The sequence below is a fragment of the Kitasatospora humi genome, from assembly GCF_020907985.1.
In the GTDB taxonomy this organism is placed as follows: domain Bacteria; phylum Actinomycetota; class Actinomycetes; order Streptomycetales; family Streptomycetaceae; genus Kitasatospora; species Kitasatospora humi.
On sequence record NZ_JAJJPA010000005.1, the window covers coordinates 141,773 to 160,288 of the forward strand.

The following is an 18,516-nucleotide window of genomic DNA, read 5'->3' on the forward strand; positions in this document are numbered from 1 at the left end:
AGCCCCGCCCCGACCGCCGGTCCCCACCGGGATCCAGGTCGGGGCGGGGCACCCCAAGCCGTCCGACTGTGTTCTTCTACATCCTCCGCAGGACGTTCGCCGCCCTGGTGCTGCTACTGGTCGTCAGCGCGGTCACCTTCGGCATCTTCTTCCTGCTGCCGCGTCTGGCCGGTGAGACCACCGACCAGTTGGCCGCCCAGTACATCGGCAAGAACCCGAGCCCCGAGGCGCTGGCCGCGGTCAAGAAGAACCTGGGCTTCGACCAGCCGCTGTACGAGCAGTTCTGGCACTTCATCAAGCAGATCTTCGTCGGTGCCACGTACAAGTACGGCCCGGACGCGTCCACTTGCCACGTGCCCTGCTTCGGCTACTCGTTCAAGAACCACATCGAGGTCTGGCCGGAGATCGAGAGCCGGATCCCGGTGACCTTCTCGCTGGCGCTCGGCGCCGCGGTGCTGTGGCTGCTCTCCGGCGTCACCACCGGCGTGATCTCGGCGCTGCGGCCCAAGTCCTTCTTCGACCGGTCGTCGATGGGCGTCGCGCTGGCCGGCGTCTCGCTGCCGATCTTCTTCACCGGCGCGATCCTGCACTACCTGTTCAGCTACAAGTGGGTCGTCTTCGACAACCTGCACTACGTCAACTTCACCGACGACCCGGTCGGTTGGTTCACCAACCTGATCCTGCCGTGGATCTCGCTGGCCTTCCTCTACTCCGCGCTCTACGCCCGGCTGACCCGCGCCGGGATGCTGGAAACGATGAGCGAGGACTACATCCGCACCGCGCGGGCCAAGGGCCTGATCGAGCGCAAGGTGGTGGTCCGGCACGGGCTGCGCGCCGCGCTCACCCCGATCCTCACCATCTTCGGCATGGACCTGGGTCTGCTGCTCGGCGGTGCGGTCATCACCGAGCAGGTCTTCTCGATGCAGGGCATCGGGTTCTTCGCGGTCTCCGCGATCAAGGACAACGACCTGCCCAAGATCCTCGGTGTCACCATGATCGCCGCCTTCTTCATCGTGCTCTGCAACCTGCTGGTTGACCTCCTGTACGCCGCCGTCGACCCCCGGGTGAGGCTCTCATGATCGTCGAACCCGTGACGGACAGCGTTGCCGAGGGCAGTGCCTCCTTCCTCTCGGTGCGCGACCTGCGCATCCACTTCGACACCGACGACGGCCTGGTGAAGTCCGTCGACGGCGTCAGCTTCGACCTGGCCCGCGGCAAGACCCTGGGCATCGTCGGCGAGTCCGGCTCCGGCAAGTCCGTCACCTCGATGGGCATCATGGGCCTGCACCGCTCCAAGCGGGCCCGGATCAGCGGCGAAATCTGGCTGGACGGCCAGGAGTTGGTCGCTGCCCAGCCCGACCAGGTGCGCCGGCTGCGCGGCCGCTCGATGGCGATGATCTTCCAGGACCCGCTGACCGCGATGCACCCGTACTACACGGTCGGCGCCCAGATCATCGAGGCCTACCGGGTGCACCACCCCGAGGCCTCCAAGAAGGCGGCCCGCACCCGCGCCATCGAGATGCTGGCCCGCGTCGGCATCCCGCAGCCGGACCGCCGGGTCGACGACTACCCGCACCAGTTCTCCGGCGGCATGCGCCAGCGCGCGATGATCGCCATGGCGCTGGTCAACGACCCGTCACTGCTGATCGCCGACGAGCCGACCACCGCGCTGGACGTCACCGTGCAGGCGCAGATCCTGGACCTGATCCGGGACCTCCAGGAGGAGTTCGGCTCGGCCGTCATCATCATCACCCACGACCTGGGCGTGGTCGCGGAGTTGGCCGACGACATCATGGTGATGTACGGCGGCCGGTGCGTGGAGCGCGGCCCCGCCGCGACCCTCTTCGACAACCCGGAACACCCTTACACCTGGGGGCTGTTGGGCTCCATGCCGCGCCTGGACCGGGAGCTGCAGGACCGGCTGGTGCCGGTCAAGGGCAGCCCGCCCAGCCTGATCAACGTGCCCAGCGGGTGCGCCTTCCACCCGCGCTGCCCCTATGCCGAGCAGACCGGCGGCCGGTCGATGACCGACCGCCCGGTGCTGGCCGAGGTGACGCCCGGGCACCACGCCGCCTGCCACCTGCCGGCCGCCGAACGGCACCGCATCTTCGCCGAAGAGATCGCACCGCGGCTCTGAACTGCCTAAGGATTCAAGGATCATGACGGATACCCAGAGCTCGCAGGGCAAGGGCACTCAGGGCACTGCGCGGCTGCGCAAGTCAGCGGCACAGCCGCTGCTGCGGGTCACCGACCTGGAGCGGCACTTCCCGGTCAAGGGCGGTCTGCTGCGCGGCAACCGGGGCGCGGTGCGGGCGGTCGACGGGATCAGCTTCTCGGTCAACCCGGGCGAGACCCTGGGCGTGGTGGGCGAGTCGGGGTGCGGCAAGTCCACCATGGGGCGGCTGGTCACCAGGCTCGACGAACCCACCGGCGGGAAGGTGGAGTTCGAGGGCCAGGACATCACCCACCTGAGCGCCGGCCGACTGCGGCCGCTGCGCAAGGACATCCAGATCATCTTCCAGGACCCGTACTCCTCGCTGAACCCCCGGCACACCGTGGGCACCATCGTGGGCGCGCCGTTCAGGTTGCAGAAGGTGGCCACCGAGCACGGCGTCAAACGGGCCGTGCAGGACCTGCTGGAGCTGTGCGGCCTCAACCCCGAGCACTACAACCGCTATCCGCACGAGTTCTCCGGCGGCCAGCGGCAGCGCATCGGGATCGCCCGGGCCCTGGCGCTCAAGCCCAAGATGGTCGTGGCCGACGAGCCGGTCTCCGCGCTGGACGTGTCCATCCAGGCCCAGGTGGTCAACCTCCTGGACGACCTGCAGCGCGAGCTCGGCCTCACCTACCTGATCATCGCGCACGACCTCTCGGTGGTCCGTCACGTCTCGGACCGGGTCGCCGTGATGTACCTGGGCAAGATCGTGGAGATCGCCGACCGCGAGGCCCTCTACCGCAACCCGGCCCACCCCTACACCAACGCCCTGCTCTCCGCCGTCCCGGTGCCGGACCCGCGCCGCAAGGAGCGCCGCGAGCGCATCCTGCTGACCGGCGACGTGCCGTCGCCGCTCAACCCGCCGAGCGGCTGCCGGTTCCGCACCCGGTGCTGGAAGGCCCAGGAGGTGTGCGCGACCACCGAGCCGCCGCTGGCGGAGCTGGCCGGCGGGCACCAGGTGGCCTGCCACTTCCCGGAGGGCCAGGAGGGTTCCGAGGGCCAGGGGCGCCCGGCGGGCGAGGGCGAGCCGACGGACGCGGCCGCCGCCGAGTAGCCGCCGCACCGACGGCGCGGTCCGGGCCCCGGACCGCGCCGTCGGCAGCCGGCGCCCGTGACCGTACCACTCGAGATGCGGCCGATGCTCCTGTCCGGGATTCGGAGGCCGCACCACGGTCGGGTGACACTGGGCCGGTGACATCGCAGATTTTCAGCCACGACGTGCAGCTGACCCTCGACCTGATAGGCATATTCGTCTTCGCCCTGTCCGGGGGCCTGCTCGCGGTCCGCAAGAACATGGACATCTTCGGCATCTGCGTGCTCGCCGAGGCCACCGCGCTCGGCGGCGGCGTCATGCGGGACCTGCTGATCGGCGCCGTCCCGCCGGCCGCCTTCACGAACCTGGGCTACTTCGTGACCCCGCTGGTCGCCGGTCTGGTGGTGTTCTTCCTGCACCCCGAGGTGGAGCGGATCAACCGCAGCGTGCAGACCCTGGACGCCCTGGGTCTCGGCCTGTTCTGCGTCACCGGCACGGCCAAGGCCCACGACTACGGCCTCGGCTCGGTCGCCTCCATCGCCCTCGGCATGCTGACCGCGGCCGGCGGCGGCGTCATCCGCGACGTGCTGGCCCAGGAGACCCCGTCGCTGCTCCGCTGGGACCGGGAGATCTACGCCGTCCCCGCCCTGGTCGGCGCCACCGTCGTGGCCGTCCTGATCGCCCACCACCACCTCACCACCCTCACCGCCACCAGCGCCGCCCTCACCGCCTTCGTGCTGCGCATGCTCGCCCTGCGCTACGGCTGGCGGGCGCCCCGGGCCTGGCACCGCAACGGGGCGCGGATCAGCGAGGAGTAGGAGCCGGTCGGGTCACCGCGCCGCTGGCCTCCCGCGCCGCTGGCCCCCGGGCCGCTGTCCCCGGGCCGCTGTCCCTGCGCCACTGCTCCGGGCCGATGTCCCCGCGCGGGCTACATCCGCACCGCTGCCTTCGCCCCGCAGCGGCTGTCGCACCAGCGCGGGTTCGGTGAGCCGCCGAACGCCAGGGACACCGCCTCCGCCGTGCAGAGGAGTTCGGGCAGCAGGCGGTTCAGCTCGCCCAGTGGGGCGACCGAGGTGGGCACCGAGATGGCACAGGCGGCGATCGTGCGCCCGTCGTTCCCCGTGATCGGGGCGGCCAGGCAGTTGACGCCGGCCGTGTGGTCGCCCTGGTCCAGGGACCAGCCCTGGCGGCGGACGGCGGCGAGGTCGGCGGGCAGGTCGGCGGGGGAGTGCGGGTCCGCCAGCACGGCCGCCAGCCGATCGCCGGTCAGGTCGGCCAGCAGCACCCGTCCGGCGGCGGTGGCCACGGCGGGGGCGCGGCCACCGATCCGGGAGGCCTCGCCGAGCCCGCAGTCCGGCGGAGTGGGGTAGCGGGCGTCCACCTTGTCGACGGAGAGCACCTCGACGCCGTCCAGCACCGCCAAGTGCACGGTGTGGCCGTAGCGTTCGTTCAGTGAGGCCAGGTAGGGCGCGCAGACCTGGCGGACGTCGAAGCCCTCGAGCGCGGTGTGGGCCAGCGACAGGAGCCGGCCGCCGAGCCGGTAGCGGTGGTCGGCCTGGCGCTGCACGAACCCGTGCTCCTCCAGGGTGCGCAACAGCCGCAGTGCGGTGGACTTGTGCACCCCGATCCGGTTGGCGGCCTGCTCCAGGGAGGCCGGGCCGTCGCCCAGCGAGGTCAGGATGGTCAGCGCTCGGTCCACGGTCTGCGACATCGGGCCCCACCCCCCAACGTGAACGCGCCCAGGCCTCGTGCCGCAGCACGCTAATGGCGCGTTGCACGGCGTGCAATGGCCAAATCGACACTTCGGCAGGGGAGCCCGGTCCCGCTCCGCCTACACTGGTGCCGCCATGCCATACCTCGACCATGCGGCCACCACCCCGATGCTCCCCGAGGCGATCGCCGCGATGACGGCCCACCTCGGCGTCACCGGCAATGCCTCCTCGCTGCACGCCGCCGGCCGCCGGGCCCGCCGGGTGGTCGAGGAGTCCCGCGAGTCGCTGGCCGCCTCGCTGGGCGCCCGGCCGAGCGAGATCGTGCTCACCGGCGGCGGCACCGAATCGGACAACCTGGCGGTGAAGGGCCTCTACTGGGCCCGCCGCGACGCCGATCCGGCCCGCACCCGGGTGCTCTGCAGCCCGGTGGAGCACCACGCGGTGCTGGACGCCGTGGAGTGGCTCGCCCAGCACGAGGGCGCGCGGGTCGAGTACCTGCCGGTGGACGCCCACGGCCGGGTGCACCCCGAAGCGCTGCGCGAGGCGATAGGGAGCGATCCGGCGGCGGTCGCGCTGGTCACCGTGATGTGGGCCAACAACGAGGTCGGCACCATTCAGCCGATCAACGAACTGGCTGCCGTGGCGCGGGAGTTCGGCATTCCCATGCATGCCGACGCGGTGCAGGCGCTGGGCCAGGTGCCGGTCTCGTTCGCCGACTCCGGGCTGGACGCGCTGACCGTGACCGGCCACAAGATCGGCGGCCCCTACGGGGTCGGCGCGCTGGTGCTCTCCCGTGGCGCGGCACCGGTGCCGCTGCTGCACGGCGGCGGCCAGGAGCGCGACGTGCGCTCCGGCACCCTGGACGTGCCCGCCGCGGCCGGTTTCGCCGCCGCCGCCGCGCTCGCCGTCGAGCGGCGCGCCGGGCACGCACCGGAGCTCGCCAAGCTCCGGGACGACCTGATCGCCCGGGTGCGGGCGGCGGTGCCGGACGCCATCCTCAACGGCGATCCGGACCCGGCGGGCCGACTGCCCGCCAATGCCCACTTCTCGTTCCCCGGCTGCGAGGGCGACGCCCTGCTGATGCTGCTGGACGCGGCCGGCATCGAGGTCTCCACCGGTTCGGCCTGCTCCGCCGGGGTGCCGCAACCCAGCCACGTGCTGCTGGCGTTGGGGGCCGAGCCGAAGCTGGCCCGCTCCTCGCTGCGCTTCTCGCTCGGGCACACCTCCACCACGGCGGACGTGGACGCGCTGGCCGAGGCGATCGGCCCGGTCGTCGAGCGGGCCCGCAACGCCGGTCGGCGCTGAGAGGGCCGCAACGAGCCCGCGGGCCCATTGCGTACGCTTGGGAGCACTATGACTGACTTCCCAGGTGCCCCGACCGGCCCGTCCACCGGCTCCCGTCTGCGCGTGCTCGCCGCGATGTCCGGCGGGGTCGACTCCGCCGTCGCCGCCGCCCGCGCGGCCGAAGCCGGGCACGAGGTGACCGGCGTGCACCTGGCGCTGTCGTCCAATCCCCAGTCGTTCCGGACCGGCGCCCGCGGCTGCTGCACCCTGGAGGACTCCCGGGACGCCCGCCGGGCCGCCGACGTGATCGGCATCCCCTTCTACGTCTGGGACCTCGCCGAGCGGTTCCGCGAGGACGTGATCGACGACTTCGTCGCGGAGTACGCGGCCGGCCGCACCCCCAACCCCTGCCTGCGCTGCAACGAGAAGATCAAGTTCGCGGCGCTGCTGGACAAGGCGCTGGCGCTGGGCTTCGACGCGGTCTGCACCGGCCACTACGCGCGGATCGTCGACCTGCCCGGCGGCGGTCGCGAGCTGCACCGCGCGGTGGACGCGGCCAAGGACCAGTCCTACGTGCTGGGCGTGCTGGACGCCGAGCAGCTGGCCCACTCGCTCTTCCCGCTCGGCGACACCACCAAGGACCGGATCCGACTCGAGGCCGACCGGCGCGGCCTGGCCGTGGCGAAGAAGCCGGACAGCCACGACATCTGCTTCATCACCGACGGCGACACCCAGAAGTTCCTGGCCCGGCACCTGGGCACGGCAGCCGGCGACATCGTGGACACCGACGGCACCAAGCTCGGCGAGCACGACGGCGCGTACGGCTTCACCATCGGCCAGCGCAAGGGCCTGCGGATCGGCCGCCCGGCCGCCGACGGCAAGCCGCGCTACGTGCTGGACATCTCCCCGGTGACCAACACCGTCACGGTCGGCCCGGCCGAGGGCCTGGACGTGCTGGGCCTGACCGCCATCCGCCCGCGCTGGTGCGGCGCCGCCCCGGTCGGCCAGGGCCGCTACACCGCGCAGCTGCGCGCGCACGGCGAGGAGGTCCCGGTGACCGCCGAGGTGCTCGACGGCGAGCTGCGGGTGGTGCTGGACAAGCCGGTGCGCGGCGTGGCGCCGGGCCAGGCCGTGGTGCTCTACGACGGCACCCGGGTGGTCGGCTCGGCCACCATCTCGGCGACGGAGCGGCGGAACCCCGCGAACATCTGAGGCGACCGGAGGAGCGGTGATCTGATAATCCTGTTCGCATCATGAACATCACCGTCTTCTGCTCCGCGTACTCGCTCGATGAGCGCTACACCGCCCCCGCCGCCGAGTTCGCCCGCCTGCTCGGGGCCGGCGGCCACACCCTGGTCTGGGGCGGCTCGAACGCCGGCCTGATGGGCCTGCTGGCCGACGAGGTCAAGGCGGCCGGCGGCAAGCTGGTCGGCGTCATGGTCGAGTTGCTCGCGCACAAGGGCTACCCGGGGGCGGACGAGTCGGTGATGACCCGCGACCTGGCCGAGCGCAAGGCCGAGTTGCTGCTCCGGGCGGACGCGGTCGTGGTGCTGGTGGGCGGTCTCGGCACGCTGGACGAGATCACCGAGGTACTGGAGCTCAAGAAGCACAATCTGCACGGCAAGCCGATAGTGGTGCTGGACACCGAGGGCTTCTGGACCGGCATGCGGGTGCAGCTGGAGCGGATGGACGCCGAGGGCTTCCTGCCGCGCCCGCTCGACGAGCTGATCACCTTCGCCCAGACGCCCGCCGAGGTCTTCGCCCTGCTCGACACCTCCTCCTGAAAGGCCGTCATGCCCACTCATCTGCTCACTGGTGCCGGCTCCGGCATCGGGGCCGTCACCGCCCGGCGTCTGATCGAGCGCGGTGACGAGGTCTGGTTGCTCGCCCGTGACGCCAAGCGCGCCACCGAGCTGCGCGAACGCTTCGCGGGCGCCCGCACCCTGGTCGGCGACCTGGGCGATCCGGCCAAGCTGTCCTGGGCGTTCGGCCACCAGCAGCTGCCGCTGGAGCTGGACTCCCTGCTGCACATCGCCGGCACGGTGGAACTCGGCACGATCGGCGACACCCCGGTCAAGGTCTGGCAGGAGACACTGGCCGTCAACCTGATCGCCCCCGCCGAGCTGACCCGCCTGCTGCTGCCCCAGCTGCGCCAAGCGCGCGGCCACGTGGTCTTCGTCAACTCCGGCGCCGGGCACAGCGCCCACGCCGAGTGGGGCTCGTACGCGGCCAGCAAGCACGGGCTGCGGGCGCTGGCCGACTCGCTGCGCCAGGAGGAGCACGGCAACGGCGTCCGGGTCACCTCGGTCTACCCGGGCCGCACCGCGACCCCGATGCAGGCCAAGGTGCACCGGCAGGAGGGCAAGGAGTACGACGCCGACCGCTGGATCGCCCCGGAGTCGGTGGCGACCGCGATCCTGGCCGCCGTCGACCTGCCGCGGGACGCGGAGATCACCGACGTCACGGTGCGCCCGGGGCGGTAGGACGCGCGGTTCCCGGCAGTTGTGCAATTTCCGTACCCGAATGAGCTGACAACGTCCATACTGATGAACCTTTGGTCATATCAGCCCTATTTAACCAGTCAAAGGATCGTCATGTACTCCAGTCGGCTCGTCCATTCCGCCGTGCTCTGCGTCGTCCTGGCCGGCGCGGTCACCGCCTGCGGAAGCTCCAAGGGCACGTCCAGTCAGGCGGCCGCGCCCGGCTCGGCGTCCCAGAGTGGGTCGAACCTCAGCGCCCTGTCGGCCAGTCAGGTCCTCGACCAGGCCAAGGCCGCGATGGGCTCGCTCAGTTCGATGCACGCCAAGGGCTACGTCACTACGGACAGCGACAAGATCACCTTGGACCTCTCGGCGGGCAAGAACAAGGACTGCACCGGCACGGTCAGCAGCGCCTCGGACGGCTCGATGCAGATCATCCACACCAGTGCCGGCACCTGGATGAAGCCCGATGCGACCTTCCTGCAGAACATCGCCTCCCATGAGAACTCCAAGGCCGGTGCCGCCGCCGTCCAGCTGTTCCAGGGCCGCTGGCTGACGGGTGGCCAGGACGACCCGGACCTGCAGAGCATGGCCGCCATGTGCGATCTGATGGCGAACATGGCCGACGACGACTCCAAGCAGACCGGCGCCACGAAGGGTTCGGCCACCACCGTCAACGGCACCCCTGCGCTGACCGTCCAGGTGAGCGACGACAGCGGCCCCAGCACCGTCTACGTCGCCACACAGGGACAGCCCTACCTGCTCCGGATGGAGAACAAGGGGTCGGACGGCGGCTCGGTGGACTTCAGTGACTTCAACAAGCCGCTGAACATCCAGGCCCCGCCGGCGGACCAGGTGATCGACTTCAGCGTGTTCCAGCAGAAGGTGAAGGCTTCGGTCTGACGGGGGCCTTCGCCGTGAAGCCTCTCCACCACCTCGACCGCACCCCCCGGAGGGCGTCAAAGCCCTTGCGGCCCTGGTAGGTGTGATCCTCCGGACGGTGTTCACCAACGAGGTGGGGCGCGGTCGAAGGACCGCCTGGCCGCGTCCCGCTCGCCGAAGGGGAGCCGGGCGCGACCGGCGACGACCCAGGCAGTCGGCCGGCGGTGCCGAGAACGTTCCGGAGCCGCTCGGGGATGTCCAGGGACTCCTCGAGCGCGGCTAGGGCGTCGTCGCGGCGGTCGAGTTCACCGCGGGGTCCCGTCGGCGCGCGAGCGGCCGACGGGACGTCCCCCGTTGCGGAAGAAGCCGCGAAAGCCTGACGTTCCGTCACTCCGTCCCGATAGAGTCGCTCGTATGTCCAGCGAGGCGAACGTCGACTTCGAGCGTATCGGACCGGACGGCCTGCGGCAGGTACCGGTCATAGCCCAGGCCCTCGACAACCAGTGGCTCGCCACCCCGGAACTGCGCGGCCTGTGGGACGGGCGGCTCTCCACCAGGGCCGCGCTGCGCAAGCAGGACGAGCGGGTCCGCGCGGAGTACGTGCGGGCCCTGGTCAACGGTGAGCAGACGGTGGTCAACCGGGCCTACCTCTACAACAACCCGGCCGTGGCGCGCGACTACCTGAGGGACTCCCCGGAGCGCGAGGCGTTCAAGCAGCTGCTGGCCGACGGCGTGCTGATCCCCTTCCTCTGGAACGAGTCCTCCCCGGTGCAGGAGCCGCGGTTCGGGCTCGACGGCACCGGCTGGCAGGGCTGGAGCCGGGTCTGCGAGGAGACCCGGTCGACCTGCCTGCGGATGGACTGGGACGACGCGGCCAACGCGGAGGACGCCCAGGCGCTGGCGCGGGAGTTCTCCCGCTACGCCCACGACCTCAACCTGATCGACGTGCCCGCGCTGGCCCGCGTCCTGGAGGTGCCGGCACAACGCCAGGAGCGGCTGCGCGAGCGGCTGCTGGACGTGGCGGACTTCTGCAACGACCGGATCCGGGAGACCGGCCTGGTGCTGCGCGACGACATCTACCGGCGCTTCGTCGTGACCGAGGGCGCCAACCCGGCGGACCGCGGCTACGACGCGACCCGGGAGTTCGGCGCCGAGATCAAGCAGCTGGTCGACCTCGCCTACAACGTCAACCTGGCCGACCGCCTCGGCGCCTTCGCCCTCACCCCGCACGGCTCGCCGCCCCGCTCGATGCTGCAGGAGTGGCACCTGAGGAGACGGACGCCCGGACGCGACCTGGCCCCCGGGCAGCTGGTGGAGATCGTCCGCCGCACCGCCTTCGAGGTGGTCCAGGAGGGCCTGTTCGTCGAATCGTTCGCCGAACTCACGCTCTCGGACGTGCTGGCGCTGCGCGGCACCCCGCAGTGGCGCCGCTACCTGACCCGGCTCCAGGGGCTGCTGTCCGACCCCCTGGTGGCCGAGCCCGCCCGGTTCGCCGACCCCGAGCACGGCGCACCGGCCGTGGTGGCCGCCTATGTGGCGATGCTCCGCGAGGCCAGCTCCCTGGCGTCCAAGCGGCGGGTGGCCGCCCGGATGGCGCGCTGGACACCGGCGGTGGAGCTGCTGGTGGAGGTGGCCAACGCCGGGGTGCGGGTGCTGCTGGGCGCCGATCCGGCCTTCGAGATCCTCGGTGAGGTGACCCGTGCGTTCGCCAACCGGGCCGCGCCGGTGGTGGTCCGGCTGCTGGTCAACCGGCGGGTGGACCGCTCGGAGCAGGCCCGGCTGGACAGCAGCCTGCGGCTGATCGAGGGGCGGTTCCCGGGCAGCGGGCTGCGCCAGTGGGAGGCGCTGATCGCGGACCTGCGGCTGGCCGGGTTCGCCGAGATCGGGGCGGTCGGCGGCCGGGTCGAGGCCGCCGAGCTGGCCGAAGGGGAGCGGGCCGACTGACATCCGGCCAAATCCCGGCCGACCGCCGGATCCGGAGCGGGCGGAGCGGGCACCATGACAGCAGCCAGGAAAGGACATCCGTGGACCGCCACACATCCGTGGACCGCTACGCCCAACTCCGCACCGCCCGCCCCGAGCTGTTCCGCAACGACCCGGACGGCATCGAGATCCTCAGCACGCCGACCGAGACCGCCGCGGCCGAGCAGGCGGTCCGCGACCGCGGCGGCACGGCACCGGTGGCCGCCGCGCAGTCCGGGGTGGTGTACGCCGACCCGTACATCACCCTGCTGCGCGACCCGGTGCGCTTCCCCGGCGGCGGCCTCGGCCTGCACCTGCGGATGCTGGGCACCGCCGGGGTGCCGGGCGTGGTGGTGCTGCCGGTGCTGGCCGACGGGGTGCTGCTGCTGGAGCACTACCGGCACGCCACCCGCTCCTGGCACCTGGAGGCACCGCGCGGCTACGGCGAGCGCGGCGCCGACGACGAGCAGAACGCCCGGCGCGAGCTGGCCGAGGAGCTCGGCGCCCGGGCCGACGAGCTGGTGCCGCTGGGTCGGCTGCATCCCGACACCGGGCTGGTGGCCGGCCATGTGCTCCTCTACGCCGCCCGGTTGAGCGGCTACGGCGAGGTGGAGCGGGCCGAGGGCATCCGGCGCGCGGTGCGGTTCCCGTTCGCCGAGGCCGAACGGCTGGTGGCCGAGGGCCGGATCACCGACGGCTTCACCGTGGCCGCGCTCTACCGGGCCCGGCTGGCCGGCCTGCTGGGAGGCCCCGCACTCCCGTAGGCTGCCGGGCGTGACCGTGACGTTTCCGTTCCCCGACCTGCTGGGCGCCGCCACCGGCATCGGCTCGATGCCGGGCACCGACGCCCGGGAAGCCGCGAAGACCTCGACCGGGGCCCTCGAACACCTGCCGTTCCTCCCCGAACTGCCGGCCCGCGGGCCCGGCGCCGACATGATCGGGCGTTCGGCCGGCCTGCTGGTGGAGCTGTTCGCCGAGGTGCAGCCGAGCGGCTGGCGGTTCGCCGACCGGCCGGGCCGGGACACCCGGCGGGCGCACTCCTTGCTGGGCGAGGACCTGGACGCCCTGGAGGAGTTCACCCAGGGGTACCGGGGGGCGGTCAAGCTCCAGGCCGTCGGGCCGTGGACGCTGGCCGCCGGCATCGAGTTGAAGCACGGCGAGAAGGCGCTCGCCGATCCGGGAGCCTGCCGGGACATCACCGGCTCGCTGGCCGAGGGGCTGCGCCGGCACCTCGCGGACGTCCGCCGGCGGGTGCCCGGCGCGCAGCTGGTGCTGCAGCTGGACGAGCCCTCGCTGCCCGCCGTGCTGGCCGGCCGGGTGAGGACGGCCAGCGGCTTCCAGCGGCTGCGCGCGGTGGACCGGCAGCTGGCCGAGGAGGCGCTGCGGGAGCTGGTCCGCGCCCTGGACGTGCCGGTGGTGGTGCACTGCTGCGCACCCGAGGTGCCGATCCCGCTGCTGCGCCGGGCCGAAGTCGCCGGTGTCTCGTTGGACTTCGGCTTGCTGACGGAGCGTGAGGACGATGCGATCGGCGAAGCGGTCGAGGCGGGCACGGTGATCCTGGCCGGTGTGGTGCCGTCCACCGACGACGGTTTGTCCGACCCGGCCGGTAGTGTCGCGGGTGTCAGGACGTTGTGGCGCAGGCTCGGGCTCGATCCGGAACTGCTGGGCCGCCGCGTGCTGGTGACACCGACCTGCGGCCTGGCCGGCGCGAGCCCCGCCTACGCCCGCACGGCACTGTCACTCAGCGTGAGGGGAGCCCAGAGCCTGGTGGACAACCCGGAGTAGCGAACAGGAGGACTCGAAGTGGCGGCGGTCGAGGGCTGGGAGGACGTGCCGGCGCAGCTGCGCAGGCGGCATGCGGAGCTGGCGACCGAGATCGAGGAGCACCGGGTCCGCTACTACGAGCAGGACGCGCCGATCGTCAGCGACGCCGAGTTCGACGCGCTGATGCGGGAGCTGGAGGCACTGGAGGCCCAGCACCCGGCGCTGGTCACGCCGGATTCGCCGACCCAGAAGGTGGGCGGGGGCGCGGCCGAGGGCTTCGCCAAGGTCGAGCACCGCGAGCGGCTGCTCAGCCTGGACAACGCGATGGACGACGCGGAGCTGGCCGCCTGGGCCGACCGGGTGGCCCGCGAGCTGCACGGCATCGACTACCACTACCTGTGCGAGCTCAAGGTGGACGGCCTGGCCGTCAACCTCACCTACGAGAACGGGCGGCTCACCCTGGCCGCCACCCGCGGCACCGGCCGGATCGGCGAGGACATCACCGCCAACATCCGCACCATTAAGGAGATCCCGCAGCAGCTGAAGGGCGAGAACGTCCCCGCCCTGGTGGAGATCCGCGGCGAGGTCTACCTGCCCACCGAGGCGTTCGAGGAGCTCAACGCCTCGCTGGCCGCCGAGAACGAGCGCCGCAAGACGGAGAACGAGCAACGGGCCAAGGAGGGCAAGCGCCCGCAGGCGCTGCTCAAGCTGTTCGCCAACCCCCGCAACGCCGCCGCCGGTTCGCTGCGCCAGAAGGACCCGCTGGTGACCGCCTCCCGCCCGCTGCACATGGTGGTGCACGGCATCGGCGCCCGCGAGGGCTTCGACATCGACTGCCAGTCACACGCCTACCAGCTGCTGCGCGACTGGGGGTTGCCCACCGCCAAGCACAACCAGGTGGTCGGCACGCTGGACGAGGTGCGGGCGTTCATCAAGCGGTACGGCGAGCAGCGCCACTCGGTCGAGCACGAGATCGACGGCGTGGTGGTGAAGGTCGACGAGATCGCGCTGCAGGGCCGGCTCGGCTCCACCTCCAAGTCGCCGCGCTGGGCGATCGCCTGGAAGTACCCGCCGGAGGAGGTCACCGCCAAGCTGGCCTCGATCAAGGTCGGCATCGGCCGCACCGGCCGGGCCACCCCCTACGCGGTGCTGGCCGAGCCGGTGAAGGTGGCCGGCTCGATGGTGCAGTACGCCACCCTGCACAACCAGCAGGTGGTGAAGGCCAAGGGCGTGCTGCTCGGCGACACCGTGGTGCTGCGCAAGGCCGGTGACGTGATCCCGGAGATCCTGGGCCCGGTGGAGGACTTGCGGGACGGCACCGAGCAGGAGTTCGTGATGCCCTCGCACTGTCACGAGTGCGGCACCGAGCTGCGCCCGATGTCCGAGGGCGACATCGACCTGCGGTGCCCCAACGCGCGGTTCTGTCCGGCCCAGATCCGCGAGCGGATCGCCTACCTTGGCGGACGCGAGTCGCTGGACATCGAGGGGCTCGGCTACGTCGCGGCCACCGCGCTGACCCAGCCGCTGGAGCCTGCTGACGCTCCTGTCAAGAACGAGGGGGACATCTTCGGTCTGACCGTGGAGCAGCTGCTGCCGATCCGCGTGCTGGTGCGCGACCCGAAGACCGGCATGCCCAAGCTGGACGACGCCACGGGCGAGGAGCGCGAGGTCGCCTTCTTCGCCAACCTCAAGGGACAGCCCAAGAAGAACACCACGGTGCTGCTGGACAACCTGGCCGGCGCCAAGGAGCGCCAGCTCTGGCGCTACCTCAACGGCCTGTCGATCCGCCATGTCGGGCCGGTGGCCGCCCAGGCGGTGGCGCGGGAGTTCCGCGACCTGGACCGGATCTTCGCGGCGAGCGAGGAGGAGCTGGCCGCGGTGGAGGGCGTCGGCCCGATCATCGCCAAGGCCATCGTCGAGTGGTACCAGGAGGACTGGCACCGGGAGATCCTGCGCAAGTGGCGCGAGGCGGGGGTGCGGTTCGTCGAGGAGGCGCCCGAGGACGAGGGCGAGCGGCCACTGGAGGGGCTCACCGTGGTGGTCACCGGCACGCTGGCCGGGCACACCCGGGACGGCGCGAAGGAGGCGCTGGTGGTCCGGGGCGCGAAGGTGACCGGGTCGGTGTCGAAGAAGACCGATTTCGTGGTCGTCGGTGACAATCCTGGATCGAAGTACGACAAAGCGGTTCAACTCGGCCTGCCGGTGCTGGACGACGCCGGGTTCGCGGTGCTGCTGGAGTCCGGACCGGCCGCAGCACGGGCGCACCTCGGGCTGCCGAGCGGCGAGGAGGAGTCGGCCGGGGTCGCCACCGAGGGGGCTGACCAGGGCTGACGTGTCCGTCTTGTTATCGTGCTGATGCCCCGTCACCAGGATGCCGGACGGGCAGAGGGGGCATCGTGTCACTGTGCGGCGCCGGATCCGTGCCGGCGTGCTCCCGGATGACCGAAAGTCCGCCCTCCCGACGGAGGCGGACTTACCCTGGAGCGCAACAGTGTGTCAGCAGGAGTGGGGGCACCGGCCAGTGAGCTAGCAGGTGGCCGGCGTCGTCGGGGGCGCTTCCGGGCTGAGACCGACTGGCACTCGATCAGAAGGTGCCAGGCCGACCGTTCTTCGGGTCGGCTCCAGCCGCGATGCGGCCTGGCGGGGGCGGGCCTGACGGAGGACAGGGCGTATGGATCGTACGACCGGCGGTGCACCGACACGCCCGCCGCAGGGGGTGGCGGGCGCCGTCCTGCTGCTCGGTGTGCTGCTGGCCGGCGCCGCACCGCTCATTCCCCTGGCCGTGCTGGTCAGCCGGCACGAGCCCGAACTGCTGCCCCTGTTCGCGGTGCCGCTGGCCGTGCTGGTGGCCGCCTGGCGGATCGCCCGGGACCGCGCCCGGGACCAGCTCACCGATCCGCTCACCGGCCTGCCGAACCGGCACGCCCTGCTGCTCGCGGCCCAGGAGGCGATCGCCGACCACCAGGACCAGGACGGCTACTCGGTCGGGCTGATCCTGCTCGATCTCGATCGGTTCCGATCCCTCAACGACACGCTTGGTCACGCCGCCGGGGACCGCCTGCTGGTGCACATCGGGCGGCGGCTGCACCGGGTGCTGCGCGGCGGGCCGGTGGACAGCCGTGCGGCCGCGTCGCCGACCGCCTGCTCGGGCGCCGCAACCCCCGCGACCCCGCCGGAACGGTCCTGCGCCGCTGCCGCTGCCGCCGCGCCGCAACGCGCGCCGCAACCCGTGCCGCAGTCCGCCTGCTCGGGCGCCGCAGCCCCCGCGACCCCGTCGGAACGGTCCTGCGCCGCTGCCGCCGCTGCCGCTGCCACTGCCGCCGCGCCGCAACCCGTGCCGCAGTCCGCCTGCTCGGACGCCGCAGCTCTCGCCGGCCCGCCCGCTCCCGCAGCTCTCGCCGGCCCGCCCGCTCCCGCGGCCCCTGCCATCCCGCCCGCCCCCGCAGACCGCCAGGTGCCGCTGCCGCCGCCGCTCACCCCGTCGCTGGCCGCCGAGCGCCGCCGGGAGACCGGCGAGCTGCTGGCCGGCCTGGAGCCGCTGGCCGAGAACGGCCGCCGCGCGGTGGTGGCCCGGATGGGCGGCGACGAGTTCGCGGTGCTGCTGCCCGGCGTCGGCCGCCCCGACCTGCTGGAGCGGCTCGCCAAGGCGCTGATCGCCGAACTGGCCGCCCCCATCCGACTGGACGGCCTGCTGCTGGTGCTGGAGGCCAGCGCCGGCGTCTGCGTCTACCCGCAGCACGCCGACGACGCAGAATCGTTGCTGCGCCGGGCCGACGTGGCGATGGGCCACGCCCAGCGCTCCCGCACCGCCGTGGAGCAGTACGACAAGTCGCAGGACGTCGACACCCCGTACCGGATCGGCCTGCTCGGCGACCTGCGCCGGGCCCTGGAGACCGGCGAGGTGCAGCTGCACTACCAGCCCAAGGTGGCGTTCGACGGCCGGGTGGTGGGCCTGGAGGCGCTGCTGCGCTGGGAGCGGCCGGGGCGCGGCCGGGTCTCGCCGGACGAGTTCGTGGGCCTGGCCGAGTCCAGCGGTTTGATGCCCCGGCTCACCGACTACGTGCTGGAGGCCGCGATCGGCCAGCTGGCCGCCTGGCGGTCCCAGGACCTCCAGGTGCAGGTCGCCGTCAACGTCTCGCCCCGCGACGTGCTCAGCCCCGGCTTCGCGCAGCGGGTGGCCGGCCACCTGAGCCGCCACCAGGTGCCCGCCCACGCGCTCCAACTGGAGATCACCGAGCGGCTGCTGCTGGACGACTCCCGGCTGGCCGCCGACACCCTGGCCCAGTTGCGCCGGCAGGGCGTCGGGATGTCCCTGGACGACTTCGGCACCGGCCACTCCTCGCTGGTGCGGCTGCGCAGCCTGCCGGTGGGCGAGCTGAAGATCGACCGGTCCTTCGTCTCCCGGATGGTCGCCGACCACCACGACGCCGCGGTGGTGCGCTGCTCGGTGGAGCTGGCCCACTCGCTGGGCCTGACCGTGGTGGCCGAGGGCGTGGAGGACGACGCGACCTGGGAGCGGCTGCACAGCCTCGGGGTGGACGCCGTCCAGGGCTGGTTGGTCTCCGCCGCGCTCCCCGCCGACCAGGCCACCGCCTGGCTCCAGGTGCACCGCACCGGCCCGCCGCCGGCCGAGCGGGTGCCCGGGCTGCGGCGCTGGACCGGGCAGGCCGAGCTGTCCCGCCCCGGGGTGCCGCGCCAGCCGCTGGGCCCGCCCAGCCAGGCTCCGACGACTCCCCAGTAGCCCCGCTCCGACTCCCGCAACCCCTCAGTAACAACGGTGACGCGCCGTGCCCCCTAGGATGGTCGTAAAGACAAGGAGGACGGGTCGCTCCCGCGTGCGGTGATGCCGGTGCCGTCCTCGCCCGAACTCACCCTGAGGATCGCTGCATGCCTGGCATCACGCGCGAGGAGGTCGCCCACCTCGCCCGGCTGTCGCGTCTGGAGTTGCAGGCCGAGGAGCTGGACCACCTCGCCGAGCAGCTGGACGTGATCATCGGCGCGGTCGCCCGCGTTTCCGAGGTCGCCGGACAGGACGTCCCGCCGACCTCCCACCCGCTGCCGCTGACCAATGTGATGCGCCCGGACGAGGTGCGGCCGTCGCTCACCTCCGAGCAGGCGCTCTCCGGCGCCCCGGCCGCCGAGGAGCAGCGTTTCCGGGTTCCGCAGATCCTCGGGGAGGACTGA

The 18,516-nt window shown here is 72.3% G+C and carries 16 protein-coding genes; 15 read left to right on the plus strand and 1 reads right to left on the minus strand.

Features of this window, described 5'->3' with window-relative positions:
• Positions 1-68: 68 nt before the first annotated feature.
• The 4 genes from LN042_RS07585 (at position 69) to LN042_RS07600 (ending at position 4,066) form a co-directional block, all read left to right on the plus strand.
• On the plus strand, positions 69-1,079 hold the full coding sequence (locus tag LN042_RS07585) for an ABC transporter permease (RefSeq protein ID WP_230049717.1): 1,011 nt from the start codon (positions 69-71) through the stop codon (positions 1,077-1,079).
• Positions 1,076-2,137: an ABC transporter ATP-binding protein gene (locus LN042_RS07590; RefSeq protein WP_230049719.1), complete on the plus strand. Its 1,062-nt coding sequence runs from the start codon at positions 1,076-1,078 to the stop codon at positions 2,135-2,137. Before LN042_RS07585 ends, LN042_RS07590 begins: the two co-directional genes overlap by 4 nt.
• A 22-nt stretch (positions 2,138-2,159) precedes the next feature.
• Positions 2,160-3,269, plus strand: coding sequence for an ABC transporter ATP-binding protein (locus tag LN042_RS07595; protein WP_230049721.1), 1,110 nt, complete (start codon positions 2,160-2,162; stop codon positions 3,267-3,269).
• A 137-nt stretch (positions 3,270-3,406) separates the two neighbouring features.
• Entirely contained in the window at positions 3,407-4,066 is a 660-nt protein-coding gene (locus LN042_RS07600) for a trimeric intracellular cation channel family protein (RefSeq protein WP_230049723.1), read from the plus strand.
• Positions 4,067-4,176: 110 nt separating this feature from the next.
• Here the strand turns inward: LN042_RS07600 and LN042_RS07605 are convergent, their stop codons facing one another.
• A complete protein-coding gene (locus LN042_RS07605; RefSeq protein WP_230049725.1) occupies positions 4,177-4,959 on the minus strand; it encodes an IclR family transcriptional regulator in 783 nt (260 codons plus the stop codon).
• A gap of 136 nt (positions 4,960-5,095) precedes the next feature.
• On the opposite strand from LN042_RS07605, the gene LN042_RS07610 reads away from it, so the two are divergent.
• The 11 genes from LN042_RS07610 (at position 5,096) to gatC (ending at position 18,516) form a co-directional block, all read left to right on the plus strand.
• Positions 5,096-6,265, plus strand: coding sequence for a cysteine desulfurase family protein (locus tag LN042_RS07610; protein ID WP_230049727.1), 1,170 nt, complete (start codon positions 5,096-5,098; stop codon positions 6,263-6,265).
• Between the two features lie 48 nt (positions 6,266-6,313).
• Positions 6,314-7,456, plus strand: coding sequence for a tRNA 2-thiouridine(34) synthase MnmA (gene mnmA, locus LN042_RS07615; RefSeq protein ID WP_230049729.1), 1,143 nt, complete (start codon positions 6,314-6,316; stop codon positions 7,454-7,456).
• A 41-nt stretch (positions 7,457-7,497) separates the two neighbouring features.
• The gene (locus tag LN042_RS07620) at positions 7,498-8,028 is read left to right on the plus strand and encodes an LOG family protein (RefSeq protein WP_230049731.1); all 531 of its coding nucleotides are present in this window, start codon (positions 7,498-7,500) and stop codon (positions 8,026-8,028) included.
• 9 nt (positions 8,029-8,037) lie between these two features.
• Positions 8,038-8,727, plus strand: a complete 690-nt coding sequence (locus LN042_RS07625) for an SDR family oxidoreductase (RefSeq protein ID WP_230049733.1) — start codon at positions 8,038-8,040, stop codon at positions 8,725-8,727.
• A 111-nt stretch (positions 8,728-8,838) separates the two neighbouring features.
• Complete coding sequence (locus LN042_RS07630) at positions 8,839-9,627, plus strand: hypothetical protein (protein WP_230049735.1); 789 nt, start codon at positions 8,839-8,841, stop codon at positions 9,625-9,627.
• Between the two features lie 393 nt (positions 9,628-10,020).
• Positions 10,021-11,550 (plus strand): hypothetical protein, encoded by a 1,530-nt coding sequence (locus LN042_RS07635; RefSeq protein WP_230049737.1) that lies wholly within the window; start codon positions 10,021-10,023, stop codon positions 11,548-11,550.
• An 80-nt stretch (positions 11,551-11,630) separates the two neighbouring features.
• Positions 11,631-12,332 carry an NUDIX hydrolase gene (locus tag LN042_RS07640; RefSeq protein ID WP_230049739.1) on the plus strand — a complete coding sequence of 234 codons (702 nt, stop codon included), beginning with the start codon at positions 11,631-11,633 and terminating at the stop codon, positions 12,330-12,332.
• Positions 12,333-12,342: 10 nt separating this feature from the next.
• The gene (locus LN042_RS07645; protein ID WP_372495687.1) at positions 12,343-13,353 is read left to right on the plus strand and encodes a methionine synthase; all 1,011 of its coding nucleotides are present in this window, start codon (positions 12,343-12,345) and stop codon (positions 13,351-13,353) included.
• Positions 13,354-13,371: 18 nt separating this feature from the next.
• Positions 13,372-15,663 (plus strand): NAD-dependent DNA ligase LigA, encoded by a 2,292-nt coding sequence (gene ligA, locus LN042_RS07650; protein WP_230049741.1) that lies wholly within the window; start codon positions 13,372-13,374, stop codon positions 15,661-15,663.
• Positions 15,664-16,003: 340 nt separating this feature from the next.
• Entirely contained in the window at positions 16,004-18,073 is a 2,070-nt protein-coding gene (locus LN042_RS07655; protein WP_230049743.1) for a putative bifunctional diguanylate cyclase/phosphodiesterase, read from the plus strand.
• A 146-nt stretch (positions 18,074-18,219) separates the two neighbouring features.
• The gene (gatC, locus tag LN042_RS07660) at positions 18,220-18,516 is read left to right on the plus strand and encodes an Asp-tRNA(Asn)/Glu-tRNA(Gln) amidotransferase subunit GatC (RefSeq protein WP_230049745.1); all 297 of its coding nucleotides are present in this window, start codon (positions 18,220-18,222) and stop codon (positions 18,514-18,516) included.

Bases quoted from the DNA above. Each gene is read 5' to 3' on its own strand.
- LN042_RS07590 (WP_230049719.1), top strand. From the start codon at position 1,076: ATGATCGTCGAACCCGTGACGGACAGCGTTGCCGAGGGCAGTGCCTCC.
- LN042_RS07595 (WP_230049721.1), top strand. From the start codon at position 2,160: ATGACGGATACCCAGAGCTCGCAGGGCAAGGGCACTCAGGGCACTGCG.
- LN042_RS07605 (WP_230049725.1), bottom strand. From the start codon at position 4,959: ATGTCGCAGACCGTGGACCGAGCGCTGACCATCCTGACCTCGCTGGGC.
- LN042_RS07610 (WP_230049727.1), top strand. From the start codon at position 5,096: ATGCCATACCTCGACCATGCGGCCACCACCCCGATGCTCCCCGAGGCG.
- mnmA (WP_230049729.1), top strand. From the start codon at position 6,314: ATGACTGACTTCCCAGGTGCCCCGACCGGCCCGTCCACCGGCTCCCGT.
- LN042_RS07620 (WP_230049731.1), top strand. From the start codon at position 7,498: ATGAACATCACCGTCTTCTGCTCCGCGTACTCGCTCGATGAGCGCTAC.
- LN042_RS07625 (WP_230049733.1), top strand. From the start codon at position 8,038: ATGCCCACTCATCTGCTCACTGGTGCCGGCTCCGGCATCGGGGCCGTC.
- LN042_RS07630 (WP_230049735.1), top strand. From the start codon at position 8,839: ATGTACTCCAGTCGGCTCGTCCATTCCGCCGTGCTCTGCGTCGTCCTG.
- LN042_RS07635 (WP_230049737.1), top strand. From the start codon at position 10,021: ATGTCCAGCGAGGCGAACGTCGACTTCGAGCGTATCGGACCGGACGGC.
- LN042_RS07655 (WP_230049743.1), top strand. From the start codon at position 16,004: ATGGATCGTACGACCGGCGGTGCACCGACACGCCCGCCGCAGGGGGTG.
- gatC (WP_230049745.1), top strand. From the start codon at position 18,220: ATGCCTGGCATCACGCGCGAGGAGGTCGCCCACCTCGCCCGGCTGTCG.